The 14,495-nt window shown below is 75.2% G+C and carries 13 protein-coding genes; 8 read left to right on the top strand and 5 right to left on the bottom strand.

The features are described from left to right. Nucleotide 1 precedes the first annotated feature (1 nt). From OHA99_RS24290 to OHA99_RS24265, 6 genes are read left to right on the top strand one after another with little or no spacing between them, the layout of a single operon-like run. Complete coding sequence (locus tag OHA99_RS24290) at nucleotides 2–1,318, top strand: O-antigen ligase family protein (protein ID WP_405697795.1); 1,317 nt, start codon at nucleotides 2–4, stop codon at nucleotides 1,316–1,318. After that, nucleotides 1,315–3,111 (top strand): murein biosynthesis integral membrane protein MurJ, encoded by a 1,797-nt coding sequence (murJ, locus tag OHA99_RS24285; protein WP_405697793.1) that lies wholly within the window; start codon nucleotides 1,315–1,317, stop codon nucleotides 3,109–3,111. The genes OHA99_RS24290 and murJ overlap by 4 nt, the downstream gene beginning before the upstream one ends. A 49-nt stretch (nucleotides 3,112–3,160) precedes the next feature. Beyond that, nucleotides 3,161–3,850, top strand: coding sequence for a polysaccharide deacetylase family protein (locus tag OHA99_RS24280; RefSeq protein ID WP_405697791.1), 690 nt, complete (start codon nucleotides 3,161–3,163; stop codon nucleotides 3,848–3,850). A 10-nt stretch (nucleotides 3,851–3,860) separates the two neighbouring features. After that, nucleotides 3,861–5,036, top strand: a complete 1,176-nt coding sequence (locus tag OHA99_RS24275) for a glycosyltransferase (protein ID WP_405697789.1) — start codon at nucleotides 3,861–3,863, stop codon at nucleotides 5,034–5,036. After that, entirely contained in the window at nucleotides 5,033–5,764 is a 732-nt protein-coding gene (locus tag OHA99_RS24270) for a lipopolysaccharide biosynthesis protein (RefSeq protein ID WP_405697787.1), read from the top strand. The genes OHA99_RS24275 and OHA99_RS24270 overlap by 4 nt, the downstream gene beginning before the upstream one ends. Then, nucleotides 5,761–6,909: a GNAT family N-acetyltransferase gene (locus tag OHA99_RS24265; RefSeq protein WP_405697785.1), complete on the top strand. Its 1,149-nt coding sequence runs from the start codon at nucleotides 5,761–5,763 to the stop codon at nucleotides 6,907–6,909. The genes OHA99_RS24270 and OHA99_RS24265 overlap by 4 nt, the downstream gene beginning before the upstream one ends. A 37-nt stretch (nucleotides 6,910–6,946) precedes the next feature. Here OHA99_RS24265 and OHA99_RS24260 read toward each other — a convergent pair whose 3' ends face one another. Beyond that, a complete protein-coding gene (locus tag OHA99_RS24260) occupies nucleotides 6,947–8,215 on the bottom strand; it encodes a glycoside hydrolase family 26 protein (protein WP_405697784.1) in 1,269 nt (422 codons plus the stop codon). A gap of 163 nt (nucleotides 8,216–8,378) precedes the next feature. On the opposite strand from OHA99_RS24260, the gene OHA99_RS24255 reads away from it, so the two are divergent. Beyond that, nucleotides 8,379–9,728, top strand: coding sequence for an ATP-grasp domain-containing protein (locus OHA99_RS24255; RefSeq protein WP_405697782.1), 1,350 nt, complete (start codon nucleotides 8,379–8,381; stop codon nucleotides 9,726–9,728). A 99-nt stretch (nucleotides 9,729–9,827) separates the two neighbouring features. Here the strand turns inward: OHA99_RS24255 and chpA are convergent, their stop codons facing one another. The 3 genes from chpA to rdlA form a co-directional block, all read right to left on the bottom strand. After that, nucleotides 9,828–10,619, bottom strand: coding sequence for an LAXTG-anchored chaplin ChpA (gene chpA, locus OHA99_RS24250; RefSeq protein WP_282880868.1), 792 nt, complete (start codon nucleotides 10,617–10,619; stop codon nucleotides 9,828–9,830). A 145-nt stretch (nucleotides 10,620–10,764) separates the two neighbouring features. Further along, entirely contained in the window at nucleotides 10,765–10,992 is a 228-nt protein-coding gene (chpD, locus tag OHA99_RS24245; RefSeq protein WP_042822298.1) for a chaplin ChpD, read from the bottom strand. A gap of 287 nt (nucleotides 10,993–11,279) precedes the next feature. Further along, complete coding sequence (rdlA, locus tag OHA99_RS24240; RefSeq protein WP_003976082.1) at nucleotides 11,280–11,675, bottom strand: rodlin RdlA; 396 nt, start codon at nucleotides 11,673–11,675, stop codon at nucleotides 11,280–11,282. Nucleotides 11,676–11,938: 263 nt separating this feature from the next. Between rdlA and rdlB the strand changes: the two genes are divergently transcribed. Beyond that, on the top strand, nucleotides 11,939–12,331 hold the full coding sequence (rdlB, locus tag OHA99_RS24235) for a rodlin RdlB (RefSeq protein WP_061444666.1): 393 nt from the start codon (nucleotides 11,939–11,941) through the stop codon (nucleotides 12,329–12,331). A gap of 117 nt (nucleotides 12,332–12,448) precedes the next feature. On the opposite strand, the gene OHA99_RS24230 is transcribed toward rdlB, so the two are convergent. Further along, entirely contained in the window at nucleotides 12,449–14,377 is a 1,929-nt protein-coding gene (locus OHA99_RS24230) for a long-chain fatty acid--CoA ligase (RefSeq protein ID WP_153179791.1), read from the bottom strand. Nucleotides 14,378–14,495 lie beyond the last annotated feature (118 nt).

Genomic DNA, 14,495 nt, shown 5'->3' with positions numbered 1-14,495 from the left:
GGTGGCCCACGCCCTGCCCCTGCGGCCGGCGGCGCGCGTACGGCGGCTGCCGCCCGTGCTGGCCGTGGCCGCCGTCGTGGCGCTGCTCGCGCTGCCCCTCGGCCCGGACGACGGGGGCGGCGCGCACCCGGCCGACGCGGTCTCGGCGCTGGCGGTGCTGTACTGCGCGCTGCGGCTGGTGCGGGACCGGCGGCGCCCCCTGTCCCGTACGGCGGCCGTGGTCCTCGGCCTGCCCGTGCTCGGCCTGGCCGTCGCGGCGGCCGGGGCCCTCTCGCCGGAGGCCGGGCTCACCGGACTCGGCCGCTACCTCCAGGTCTTCGTCCTCGTCCCCGCCGCCGTACTGCTGCTCGTCCGCGACCGGACCGACGTGCGGCTGCTCACCTGGTCGATGGTGGGGCTGGCGCTGTGGCAGGGGGCGGTCGGCGTGCACCAGTACGTCACCGGGACCGGTGCCTCCTACCAGGGGGAGCCGATCCGGGCGGTGGGCACCTTCGGGTCGCAGGACGTGATGGGGATGGCGACCGTGGTGTCGCTGGGGCTGGTCTGCGCGGCCGGGCTGGCGCTGGGCCGGACGCCGGTGCGGCACCGGCTGCTCGCCGCCGGGTGCGCGCTCGCCCTGCTGCTGCCGCTGGCCCTGTCGTTCAGCCGCGGGGCGTGGATCGCGACGGCGGTGACGTGCGCGGTGCAGCTGCTCCTCGCCGGGGTGCGCAGGGCGCTGGCGGTGGGGGCGGCCGCGGTCGCGGCGGCGGTGGTGCTGATGGGGGGCTTCGGGGTGGGTACGGCGATGCTTCAGGAGCGGGTCGGCAGCATCACGCGGGTCACCGACGCCCCCGACCAGTCGGTGACCGACCGCTACACGATGTGGGCGGCGGCGGCCGGCATGTGGCGGGAGCGGCCGCTGACCGGCGTCGGGCTGAAGGGCTTTCCCGAACACCGGGACGCGCACGCCTCGTTGGCGCTGTCGTCGGGCAGCGAGACCGACGGCGCGGGGGCCGGGTACCGCAGGCAGCCGTTGCTGTCCCCGCACAACATGTATCTGCTGGTGCTGGCCGAGCAGGGGCTGATCGGGCTGCTGGCGCTCACCGGGAGCTGGCTGGCGCTGCTCGTGCTGGGCCTGCGCAGGCTGCGGGCCGTACGGCGGGAGCGGGGGACGGTGCCGGACTGCGCGTTCGTCGCCTGCGGGCTGCTGGTGTGGCAGCTGACCGACTTCGCGTACGCCGACATCGGCGGGCCGTCGACCGTCCTGACGGCGGTCTGCTTCGGCCTGGCGGCCTGGTGGGCCCTGGCCTCCGCCGGGCCCGAGGTACCGGAGCGGTGACGACGACCTCGCCGCACACGGCGGACGGAACGGGCGCGCGTCACGGCGCGGACGGAGGCGGTGCCGGCGCCGCGGGCAAGGCTGTCGCCCCACCGACCGCGGCCGCCGCGCGGCACACACTCCCCCGGGCGGAGCCGCCGTACCCGGAGACCGCACCGCCCGCCGAGGCCCGGTCCTCGGGGCGCTTCCTGGCGCGGGCCGCGTTGGTCACCGCCGTGCTCTCGGTGGCCGGGTCGGTGCTCGGGCTGGTGCGGGACCAGGCGCTGGCGCGGTTGTTCGGGGCCGGCGGTGAGACGGACGCGTTCCTGGTGGCGTGGACGGTGCCGGAGTTCGCGGCGACGCTGCTCATCGAGGACGGGCTGGCCTTCGCGCTGGTGCCGATGTTCAGCCTGGCCCTGGCCCGCCGTGCGCGGGGCACGGCCGGGGACCCGGTGCGCGCGCTGGTCGCCTCGACCCTGCCCCGGCTGGCCCTCGCGTTCGGCGCGGCCGGTGCGCTGGTCGCCGTCGCCGCGCCGGTGCTGGTGCGGGCCCTGGCTCCGGGGCTGCCCAACCACGCCCTCGCCGTGGACTGCACCCGGCTCACCGCCACCTGCGTCGTCAGCTTCGGGCTCGCCGGATATTGCAGCGCCGCGCTGCGGGCGCACCGGCGCTTCCTGGCTCCGGCGGCGATCTACGTCGCCTACAACACCGGCATCATCGCGGTGATGTTCGTACTGGGCGGCCGCTGGGGGGTGCGCGCGGCGGCGGCCGGGGTCGCGGTGGGCGGGGTCCTGATGGTGGCGGCGCAACTGCCCTCGCTGCTGCGGCGGTTGAAGCGTCACGAAGGCGAGCGGCCCCCGGTGGTGGCGGACGAGGCCGCCCGGCCGCTCGCCCTCGCCCTGTTCGCCACCGTGCTGCTCTTCGCGCTGTGCCGGCAGTCGCAGGTCCTCATCGAGCGCTTCCTGGCCTCCGGGCTCCCCTCCGGGGCCATCTCGCACCTGAACTACGCCCAGAAGGTGGCGCAGATCCCGATGACGCTGTCGCTGATGCTGTGCACGGTCACCTTCCCGGTGGTGGCCCGCGCGCTGGCCGACGGCGACACCGAACGGGCCCGGGACCGGGTCGAGCGGGACGTGGCGCTGGCGGCCTGCCTGGTGCTGCTCGGCGCGGCCACCGTCGTTGCCTGCGCACCGCAGATCGTCCAGCTGCTCTTCCAGCGCGGCGCGTTCACGGCGGCCGACACGGCGGCGACCGCCGGGGTCATGCGCGTGTACGCGCTCGGGCTGCTCGGCCAGACCGTGGTGGGCGCGCTGGCCCGCTCCTACTTCTCGGCGGGCCGCGCCTCCTGGTACCCGCTCGGGGCGATGGCCGTCGGTGTCGTCGCCACCGCCGTCGCCGGCGCCTCGACGGTCGGCCCGTGGGGGGTGAGCGGCATCGCCGCCGCCAACGCCGCCGGCATCACCGTCACCGCCGCCCTGCTGCTCGCCGGGATGGGCCCGCGCAGCGTGCCGGTGCGGGTCCGGCGGGTCCTGGGCGACCTGGGCCGGGTGGTGCCGGCGGCGGCCGTGGCGACCGGTGCGGGCGCGCTGGCCGCCGACGGGGTCACCGGTGCCGGTGCCGCCGTCTCGCTGGCCGTCGGCGCCGCGACCGTCGGAGGCGTCTTCGCCGTCCTCTGCCTGGCCCTGGGTGTCCGGGGCCCCGGCACCGTCCTGCGGACGATCCGCTCCCTCTGTTCCCCTTCCCCCCGCTCCGTCACACAAAGGCACCCGCATGGCCGTTCCCGCTTCCGGTTCCCCTTCCGCGCCGACCGCTGACCCCCGCCCGGGTACCGGCACCGGCCCCGCGCCCGCCCCCTGGGTCGCGATGTACCACTCCGTCGACGACTGCTCGGACGACCCGTACCGCATCACCGTCACGCCCGGCCGGCTGGACGCGCAGCTGGGCTGGCTGCGGCGGCGCGGGCTGCGCGGCGTGCCGGTCGCCGAGCTGCTGGCCGCCCGCGCCCGGGGCGGCGGCCGGGACCTGGTGGGGCTGACCTTCGACGACGGGTACGCCGACTTCGTCGAGCACGCGCTGCCGTGCCTGCGCCGCTGGGGCTGCGGCGCGACCCTGTTCGTGCTGCCGGGACGGCTCGGCGGCGACAACGCCTGGGACCCGCTGGGCCCGCGCAAGCCGCTGCTGACCGCCGACGGCATCCGCCGCGCCGCCGCCGAGGGCGTCGAGATCGGCTCGCACGGTCTCACCCACGTCGACCTCACCGCGGCGGACGACGCCACGCTGACCGCCGAGACCGCCGGGAGCAGGGCCCGGCTCGCCGAGGTGACCGGCACCGAGGTCACCGGCTTCTGCTACCCGTACGGCACCGTCGACGCCCGCGCCGCCGACGCGGTGCGCGCCGCCGGGTACGGCTACGCCTGCGCCATCGACCCCGGCCCGCTGACCGGCCCGTACGCGCTGCCCCGCGTGCACGTGGGCCAGCGGGACACCCCCGTACGGCTGCTGTTGAAGACCCGGCTGCACCGCCTGCGCCGCCGGGCCGCGGCGGGGGTGTGAGGTGGCGGACGTGAAGGCCCTGCACATCATCACCGGACTCGGCGTCGGCGGCGCCGAGCAGCAACTGCGGCTGCTGCTGCGGCACCTCCCCGTGGACTGCGACGTCGTGACGCTCACCAATCCCGGGCCGGTCGCCGAGGGGCTGCTGGCCGACGGCGTCAAGGTCGTCCACCTCGGCATGACCGGCAACCGCGACCTGGCCGCGCTGCCCCGGCTGGCCCGCCTCATCCGCACCGGCGGCTACGACCTCGTCCACACCCACCTCTACCGCGCCTGCCTCTACGGCCGTGTCGCCGCCCGCCTGGCCGGGGTGCGCGCGGTCGTCGCCACCGAGCACTCCCTGGGCGACTCCCAGATGGAGGGCCGCCCGCTCACCCCCGGTGTCCGCGCCCTGTACCTGACCGGTGAGCGCCTCGGCAGCGCCACGGTCGCCGTCTCCCCCACCGTCGCCGACCGGCTGCGCCGCTGGGGCGTGCCCGCGCCCCGCATCGAGGTCGTCCCCAACGGCATCGACCTGGCCCGCTTCCGTTTCGACCCGGTGCAGCGGCTGCGCACCCGGCGCCGCCTGGGCCTGCCCGAGGGCGCGTACGTCGTCGGCGGTGTCGGACGGCTGACGAGGGCCAAGCGCTTCGACGTCCTGGTCCGTGCCCTGGCCCTGCTGCCGCCGGACTGCTGGCTGCTCCTGGTCGGCGGCGGCCCCGAGGAGCACCTGCTGCGCCGCACCGCCCGCGAGGCCGGGGTCGCCGACCGTGTCCTGCTCACCGGCGAACGCCCCTACCTGCCCGACGGCTCCCCCGGCCCCGACCTGCCCGCGCTCGCCGCCGCGATGGACGTCCTCGCGTCGCCGTCGCCGGAGGAGGCCTTCGGCCTGGCCGCCGTGGAGGGGCTCGCGTCCGGGCTGCCGGTGCTGTACGCCTCGTGCCCGGCGATCGAGGACCTGCCGCCCGGGGCCGCGCCCACGGCACGGCGCGTCGACGGCGGCGGCGCCGGGGAGTTCGCGCGCGCCCTCGCCGGGACCCGCGCCTCCGGCGGCCCGGTCCCCGGCACGCGCGGCGCGCCCGAGGCGGCCCGCCACTACTGCGTCACCCGCAGCGCCGCCCGGTTGATGGACGTCTACGCGACCACTCTCGCGCAACCGCTGCCCCCGTCCCCTTCCCCGGCGTCCCAGGGAGTCAGTTCCGTATGACCGAGCCCCTCACCCAGTCCCCGGCCCAGCCCGCGACGGACCCCGAGGCCCCCGCACCCGCACCCGCGCCCGCACGCAGGGAGCGCGCCAGGACCGCCCTGCGCCGTGTCCCGGGCCGCCTGCGTTCCCTGCCGCCCTGGTCGGCACTGGCGGCCGGCGTCCTCGCCGGCGGCCTGCTCGGCGCCGGGTACGGCCTGGTCGTCACCCCGCAGTACACGGCGACGAGTTACGTCGTCGCCGTGCCCTCCGACCAGTCCGACCCCGCGTCCGCGCTGGGCTTCGCGCAGGCCTACGGCCGGGTCGCCACCCAGCTCGCGGTGCTCGGGGACGCGCAGATGTGGGCCCACGTGCCGGTGGCGGACCTGGAGCGGAGTGTGCGCACCGCCACCTCGCCGGACGCGCCGATGGTCTCGGTGACGGCCACCTCCGCCGACCCGGAGGAGGCCGCCGACATGGCCAACGCGGTCGCCCGCGCCCTGACCAAGCACGCGGACGCCGCCGCCGACGACACCCACGTGGAGCTGCGGCAGTTCGCCCGGGCCACCGAGCCCACCGAGTCGTCCTCGCCGTCCGCCGCCGTGACGGGCCTGGTGGGCGCGAGCGCGGGCGGTCTCCTCGGCGGCCTCGCCCTGCTGGTCCGGCCGCGCCGCTCCGGCCGGGGGCCCGGGCGCACGCCGGCCGCCGTACCCGGACCGGCGTCGGCCGCCGACGGCCGCGGACAGCTGTGACCCGGCCGGGGCCCCCGCACCCGGGTCCGCTCCCGCCCGGCCACACGATCGAACTGGTCACCGACGAGCGCGTCTTCGCGGGCCTGGCCGCCGAGTGGCGGCGGCTGTACGGCAGATGTGCGACCGCCACGCCGTTCCAGAGCCACGCCTGGCTCCGCTCCTGGTGGCGTTCGTACGGCTCGCCCGGCCGGCTGCGGCTGGTGCTGGCCCGCGACGGCCGCGAACTGGTCGCCGCCGCTCCGCTGATGCTCGTACGGCGTCCGGTGCCGGCGCTGGTGCCGCTGGGCGGGGCGATCTCGGACTACGGGGACGTCCTGCTGGACGACGGGCGCGGCCCGGCCGCCGTGGCCGCGCTCACCACGGGCCTGGCGGCGGCGGCCCGCACCGCGCTGGTCGACCTGCGCGAGGTGCGGCCGGGCGCCGCCGCCGAACAGGTCTACGCACGCTGGCGCGGGCCCCGGCGCCGGCTGGACGACTCGCTCTGCCTGGAACTGCCCGCCCTCCCGCTGGACGAGCTGGTCGCCCGGCTGCCCTCGGCCAAGGCCAGGCAGCGGGTCCGCGCCCAGCTGCGCCGACTGGACGCGCTCGGCGTCAAGAGCCGGCCCGTCCTGCCCGACGAGGCGGACGCGGCGGTGCGGCGCCTCCTCGAACTGCACCGGTTGCAGTGGCGGGGGCGGAAGGTGACCGGCGAGCACCTGCTCCCCCGCTTCCGCGAGCACCTGGTGCGGGCGGTGGGCCCGATGGTGCGGTCCGGGGACGCGGTGGTCACCGAGTTCCGGATGGCCGACGAGGTGGTGGCCGTGGACGTGACGCTGCTGTCGCCCCGGCTGGCCGGCGGCTACCTCTACGGCGCGCATCCCCGGCTGCGGGAACGGAAGGCGGACGTGGCGGTGATGCTGCTGGACGCGTGCGCCTCGTACGCACGGGCGCCGGGCCGCGGCACGCTGAGCCTGCTGCGGGGCGACGAGCCGTACAAGCACCGCTGGTGTCCGGAGCCGGTGCCGAACCAGCGGCTGCTGCTGGCCCGCCGCCGCACGGCCCCGCTGCTCGCGGCGGCGCTGTGCGACGCGGCGGCGCGACGGCGGGGCAAGGAGCTGCTGCGGCGGCGGGAGGAGCGGAGGGAGCACGACGGTGGCGGCACCTGACCGGGTCCGCCACCGCCGTGGCATCCTCCGCGCGCCCCTACTTCTCGTGCTTCTCGCGCGAGTACCAGTCCAGGCGCAGACACAGCTTCCCGCCGAGCCAGTGCTCCACCCAGTCGCCCAGTTCCAGCGGCGAGCAGTCGGCCGAATGCTCGGGCGCGGTGGACGGCACCGGGGGCACCGGTGGTGCGGGGGGCGCGGGCGGGGTGGACGTACCGGGCTCCGGGACCGTCGGTTCCGTCTCGTCGGTGCGGCCGAAGAGCACCGACCGGTAGACGGCGGTGGAGCGGGGGTTGTCGTCGCACTGCCAGACGCCGTGCGGGCAGTAGTCGGTGACCGTGTTGTAGACGGGCTTGTGCTCGTCCATCCAGGCGAGCATGCCCCGCATGTACGCGGCGTTGTCGCCGTTGCGGAACAGCCCCCACTCCGGGTAGGAGACGGGCTTGCCGTGCGCCTTCGCGAAGTCCACGTGCGCCTGGAGTCCGTAGGGCTCCTTCACCTGTTCGTCGAACGTCATGCCGCGCGGCTGGTCGTAGGAGTCCATGCCGATGATGTCGACCGTGTCGTCCCCGGGGTAGCACTGCGTCCAGGGCACGGCGTCCCGGCCGCGGCTGGGCGCGAAGTCGAACCGGAACTTCTGGCCGGGCACCGCGCGCATGGTGGTGACGATGCGCTTCCAGTACGTCTTCCAGGCCTCGGGGTCGGGTCCGCAGCGGTGGGTGTACGTGGTGCCGTTCATCTCCCAGCCGAGCACCAGGACCGTGTCCGGCACCTTGAGCGCGACGAGGCGTTCGGCGAGGGCGCGGAAGTGGTGGTCGAAGCGTCCGGCGGCGCCCTGGCGCAGCAGTTCGCGCACCTCGTCGTCGTCGACGTGCTCCTCGTTGCGCTCCATCATGGGCACGTTGAGGACGAGCATCCGGTCGGCCTTGCGGGTGCGCCAGTCGGCCCACACGTCGAGGAAGCCGGGGGCGCCCTCGATGTTGCTCCAGCGGTCGCCGGGCAGGTAGGTGTGGCCGACGCGCAGTTCGGCGCCGCCCAGCCAGTGGCTCAGCGCGGCCATCCGGGCCACGCCGCGCGGGCCGTAGTCCAGGTACGCGCCGAAGGCGGGGGCGGCTTCGGGGCCGGGCTCGGGTGCGGCCTCCGGGCCGGGTTCGGGTGCAGGCGCGGCCGGTTCGGTTGCGGGTGCGGCCGGTTCGCCGGCGGCCGCACCGGGGCCCGCGGCCAGGAAGGCCGCCGCCGCGATCACCGCCACCGCGGCGGCGTGCGCCGGCCGACGCCCGGAGCGGGCCCGTGACTGCCGTACGGCCATGCCGGCCTCCTTAGATCGTTGGTCCGGTCCCCGTTACTGACACTCAGTCATATGAAATGCCATCACGCCACCGCCGTTACGGCGTTCGAGTGCGGTGATCGCCCGCACCGGTGAATCGCCCCGGTACTCCCTCGAACCAGCCCGAATCCGAAGGATGTCTCCCGTGTCGCTGCTCGACACCCGTGTCCCCGCCGTAGTGCTGCGGACCGACCGGAATCCCTTTCACCACGGAACACTGGGTGCCGTGCGTTCCCTCGGCCGCGCGGGCGTGGACGTGCACGTGGTCGCCGACTGCGCCGGGAGCCCGGTCCGCGCCTCCCGCTACCTGAGCGGGCTGCACACCCCGCCGCCGCCCGGCGCGTCGCCCGCCGAGATCGCGGTGGTCCTGCGCCGCGTCGCCGCGCGGATCGCCCGCCCCGCCGTACTGATCCCGATGGACGACGCGTGTGCCGTGGCGGTGGGCCGGGCGCGGGCGGAACTGGCGCCCGCGTTCCTGCTGCCGGACCAGCCGGGCGGGCTCGCGGAGCGCGTGGCCGACAAGGCGGAGCTGGCCGGTGTGTGCGCGGCCCTGGACCTCCCGCACCCCGAGACCGTCGTCCCCGACGGCGCGGCGGAGGCGGCGCGCGCGGCGTGGCGGCTGGGGCTGCCGGTGGTGGCGAAGTGGAGCCGGCCCTGGCTGGTGCCGCCGGGCGGCGGGCTGCGCAGCACGGTGCTGGTGCGCTCGGCACGGGAGGCCGGGGAGCTGTACCGGCGGGCGGAGGAGGCGGGCAGCCGGCTGCTGCTCCAGGCGTTCCTGCCGCCGGGCCCCGACCGGGACTGGTTCTTCCACGGGTACGCCGACCGCTCGGGCGCGGTCCGGGCGGGCGGTCCCGGCCGCAAGACCCGGGCCAGGCCGCGCGTCGCCGGTCTGACGGCGGTGGGCCGCTGGACGCCGAACCCCGAGGTGCGGGCGCTCGCCGAGCGGATCGTCGCCGAGCTGGGCTACCGGGGCGTCCTCGACCTCGACTTCCGCCGCTGCGGTACGACCGGCCGCTATCACCTGCTCGACTTCAACCCGCGTCCCGGCGCCCAGTTCCGGCTCTTCGCCGACACCGCGGGGCTGGACGTCGTACGGGCCCTGCACCTGGACCTGACCCACCGTCCGCTGCCGGAGGGGGCGGCGCGGCCGGGGCGGGTGTTCGTGGTGGAGAACTACGCGCCGCTGAGCGCGCTGCGTCCGGCCCGTGAGGGGCGCGGGGGCCGGGAGCTGGCCTGGTACGCCCGGGACGACCGGGCGCCGGGCAGGGCCCTGTGGGCGCTGTGGGGCCGTCATGCGAGCGCCCGGCTGCGGGACCGCGTGCACCGGAGCGAGGCCCGCCCGCAGGCCGGGGCGCAGGCCCGGGCCCGCGTCGTGCGCCAGGCCTCCGCACCGGCCGCGGACCGCACCGGCGTCGCCGACCGCCCGGACGAGGACCACCGGGACCGCCCGGGCCCCACCGGCCGTCGCGACGCGGACCGGGCGGGCACCCGCTGACGCGCCACGGGCCGCCGGGAGGGCGAACGGCACGACACCCCCGGCGGTCCGTGCGGGACCGCCGGGGGTGTCCGGGGTGTCTGGGCGAGCAGGGCGGGGTCAGCGCCCGGCGGCGGCCCGGCCCCGGCGGTACAGGATCGCTCCGCCGGCGATCAACACGGCACCCGCGGCCGCGGCACCCAGCGTGCCCTCGCTGCCGGTCTCGGCCAGCACGGGCGGCTGCTCCGTCTGCGGAGCCGGCGGGGTGTGCTCCTCCTCGGTGGGCGGCGGGGGCTCCTCCTCACCGGGGGGCGGCGGCTCCTCGTCGGTGGGCGGCGGGGGCTCCTCCTCGCCGTAGCCCGGGGGCGTGGTGGGGGGCGGGGGCTCCTCCTCGCCGTAGCCGGGGGGCTCCTCCGCGGAGTTCTCGCACTCGTTGCCGAACACCGGGTTCAGCGCGGCGATCACGTCGACGGTGTTGCCGCAGAGGTTGACCGGCACGTCGACCGGGACCTGCGTGGTGTTGCCGGAGTCGACGCCGGGCGAACCGTGGGTCGCGCCGTCCGCGTGGGCGCCGGAGCCGGACGAGGCCGCCGGGTCCGAGGCGTCCGACGCGTCCGACGTCGAGGTGTCCTCGCCGTATCCGCCGCCGTGGCCGCCGGTCTGCTCGTCCGAGGCGTTCTCGCACTCGTTGCCGAAGGCCGGGTTCAGCGCGGCGATCACGTCGACGGTGTTGCCGCAGGCGTTCACGGGCACGTCGACGGGGACCTGGAGGGCGTTGCCGGACACGGCGCCCGGCGAGTTCGTGGCGGCACCGTCCGCATGCGAGTCGGCAAGGGCGGGGCTGCCGCACAGGGAAAGGATGCCCGTCGCGGCGGCAGCCGCGACCATCCCCCTGCTCAGGGTCTGTCGCACTCTGTTGTCTTCCTGCTGGATGGATGAGAGATGGCTGGAGAACGATCCGGGGGACGGGCTGCAGAAAGGGGAAAGGCCGGCCCCGAACCAAACGAGTTGGCCAAGGCCGGCCCCGACGCAGCCGGTCGGCTGGTGCGGAACGACGTCAGTCGTTCACGCACGTGTTGCCGAACGCGGGGTTCAGCAGACCGATCACGTTGATGCTGTTGCCGCACACGTTGACGGGAACGTGCACGGGGACCTGGACGACGTTGCCGGACAGGACGCCCGGGGAGCCTACGGCGGCACCCTCGGCGCCGGCGTCGGCGAAGGCCGGAGAGGCCATGCCGAGGGCCATGATCGCGCCCGCGACGACAGCAGCGCTCTTCTTCATGAACTTTCCCTTCTCTGCGGTCATGCCTGAATGACGGCCGAAACCGCGCGAGCACAGCATTGACGGCTCGCACCATGACCTGCAGCCTGCAAACGAGGAATTGACGGCCGGAGAAACTACCGAACGTATGACACCCCGAAATTCACTCGGATGCCTCACGACACGGTCCGGCCGTTCCCCCAGGAGAGCGACGACGTCGATCCGCTCCCCGGCGAAATCCCGTTCCGTTCACGGCCGGGCGGCCCACGCGGAAATCAGCGGGCCGCCCGGACCGGGCGGAGCTGGGCTCAGCGGCCCTCGCCGTTCGCCGAGAGGACCGACAGGTCCTCCAGGACGTGCGACAGGGCGCCGTCGCGCTTGGCCTGCGTGGAGTTGTCCGCGCACTGCTGGTTCAGGTCGTCCGCCAGAACGTTGATGTCCTGGATCGGCACGAGGTTGATGACGGCGACGTTGACGTCCTCGACACCGAGGCACGGCTTGTTCAGCGTGCCCTCGACCAGCGACAGCTGGGGGCTCATGTCACCCTTGGTGGCCGAGTTGCCGAACGCCGACTCGGCGCCGTTGCCGTTGGCCACGGCCGGCCCGTTGTCGTCCCCGATGGCCAGGGCCTGGGGAGCGGCGGCAGCCGACATGCCGATCACAGAAGCGGCAGCCGCCGCGGCGACCATTGCCTTCTTGAGCACTTCGCGTTCCTTTCGTCGTAGCGACGCACTGTCCTACGGCCTCATCAACCCGGTGCGCCATGATTGGTTGCGGGCGTTCACCCGGTTGGCCCGCACGGCATCTCCGAATCGGCGCGGGAATCGCCGGGAATCCCCGGGGGAAACGCGGACCCGTACACACTTCCCGATGTCCGCCGTCGGAGTGAACGGGAGAAACCCGGACGGACTCACGGAGTTGACCAGTGCGCTCCGGCGAACGGGGTTTCCTCAGAAAGGACTGGCCAGTGATCAAGAAGGTAGTTGCCTACGCGGCGATCGCCGCCTCCGTCATGGGCGCCTCCGCTGCCGCGGCCCCGCAGGCGATGGCGATCGGCGACGACAGCGGTCCCGTCGCGGCCAACGGGAACGGCGCCTCGCAGTACTTCGGCAACTCGATGACCACGGGCAACATGAGCCCGCAGATGGCGCTCATCCAGGGCTCGTTCAACAAGCCCTGCATCGCGGTCAGCGACATCCCGGTCAGCGTCATCGGTCTCGTGCCGATCCAGGACCTCAACGTCCTGGGCGACGACATGAACCAGCAGTGCGCCGAGAACTCCACGCAGGCCAAGCGCGACGGTGCGCTGGCCCACCTGCTGGAGGACGTCTCGATCCTGTCCGCCAACGGCGAGGGCTGAGCACGGCAGGCGCCGGTACGCGCCGGGGGCGGTCCGCCGAGCACATCGGCGGACCGCCCCTTTCGCACGCCCTCGGCGCCCGGATGGTGACCAGCGGGATCGGCGGGATCGGCGGGATCAGCGTGCCGGGGTCGCGTACAGCGCCTCGATCTCGGCCGCGTACGCCTCGACCGCCGCGTGCCGCTTCACCTTCAGGGACGGGGTCAGCAGCCCGTTCTCCTCGGTGAACTCACCCTCGATCAGCCGGAAGGCGCGGATCGACTCGGCGCGGGAGACGGCCGCGTTGGCGTGGTCGACGGCCTTCTGGACGTCGGCGCGCATCCCCTCGTCCCGCACCAGCTCGGACAGCGGGGTGCCGGCGGGCAGCTTCCGCACCGCCAGCCAGTGGGCGACCGCCTCCGGGTCGAGGGTGATCAGCGCGGCGACGTAGGGCCGGTTGTCGCCGACGACCAGGCACTGGGCGACGGGCGGGCGGCTGCGCAGGCGGTCCTCCAGGACGGCCGGGGAGACGTTCTTGCCGCCGGAGGTGACCAGCAGGTCCTTCTTGCGGCCGGTGATGGTGAGGTAGCCGTCGGCGTCGAGGGAGCCGAGGTCGCCGGTGGCGAACCAGCCGTCGGTGAGGGCCGCCTCGGTGGCCTCCGGGTTGCCCCGGTAGGCGCCGAAGACGATGCCGCCCTTGACCAGCACCTCGCCGTCGTCCGCGATGCGCACGGCGGTGCCCGGGACCGGCGGGCCGACCGTGCCGGGGCGGGGGCCGAGCGGCGGGACGATGGTGGCGGCCGCGGTGGTCTCGGTCAGGCCGTAGCCCTCGTAGACCATGATTCCGGCGGCGTAGAAGAACAGGTTGAGGTCGCTCTCCAGCGGGGAGCCGCCGCTGATGGCGTAGCGCATCCGGCCGCCCAGCTCGCCCCGGACCCGGCGGTAGACCAGCAGGTCGTACAGGGCCCAGCCGGCCCACAGGCCGAGGGTGGGGCCCTTGCCTCGGCCCAGGAAGCGTTCCAGGTGCGCGGCGCCGAAGCGGACGGCGAGGCGGTGGGCGCGTTCGAAGGAGGCGCCGCGGCCGATCTTCTCGGCGGTCGCCCGGCCGGTGTCGTGGATCTTCTCGAACAGGTACGGGACGCCGACCAGGAAGGTCGGGCGGAACGACTTGAGCGCGGGGCGCAGTTCGTCCGGCTTGATGCTCGGGAAGTGGCCGATCTCGATGCGGGCCAGCAGGCAGGCGATCTGGATGGTGCGGCCCAGGATGTGGGCGAGGGGGAGGAAGAGGAGGGTCGAGGCGGTCTGGCCGGTGACCTCCTTGAAGATCGGGTGCAGCAGTTCGACCGTGTTGGCGGCCTCGGCGTGCAGGTTGGCGTGGGTGAGGACGCAGCCCTTGGGGCGTCCGGTGGTGCCGGAGGTGTAGCAGACGGTGGCGACCGCGTCCGGGGTCAGCGCGGTGCGGCGCTTGGTGACCTCCTCGTCGCTCACGCCCAGGCCGAGGGCGGTGAGGTCGGCGAGCGCGCCGGCGTCGAGTTCCCAGACGCGCGGGTGCTCGGGGTGGCCGGCGGTGCCGGTCAGGACGGTGGCGGTGTTGGCGGCGGTCTCGGTGACGACGTGCCGGGCGCCGGAGTCGCGGACGATCCACTCGACCTGGTCGGCCGAGGAGGTGGCGTACACGGGGACGGTCTGGCCGCCGGCCGCCCAGACGGCGAAGTCCAGGACCGTCCACTCGTAGCGGGTGCGGGACATGACGGCGACCCGGCCGCCGGGTTCCAGGCCCGCCGCGATCAGGCCCTTGGCGACGGCGGTCACCTCGCGGGCGAACTCCGCCGCGGTGACGGGCCGCCAGGCATCGTCCACCTGGCGGCGCAGGACCACCGCGCCGGGGGCCTCGGCCGCGTTGGTGAACGGGATGTCGGCGGTGCTGCCCTCGCTGGGACGGGGCGCGAGGGGGGCGGTGCGGGCCTCGCGGACGGTGCCGCCGGCGTCCGTGACGGTCTCGGTCCTCGTGCGGGACGCCAGGTCACCGCGGTCTCTCGCCCGTTTCAGGTCCCTGCGTACGCCCATGACGGCTCCCGGTCGCGGTCGGACTGACGTGCTTCACGTGTACTCGCTCACAAACTTACTCCAGAGTAAACTTACTCACGCGTAAGGAAACGTCAATGGGCGCACCCCGCCACCGTCG

It is taken from the genome of Streptomyces coelicoflavus (genome assembly GCF_045041415.1).
GTDB classification, from domain to species: domain Bacteria; phylum Actinomycetota; class Actinomycetes; order Streptomycetales; family Streptomycetaceae; genus Streptomyces; species Streptomyces coelicoflavus.
Note: the sequence above shows the minus strand (reverse complement) of the source record. Positions and strands in the feature narration are given on the sequence as shown.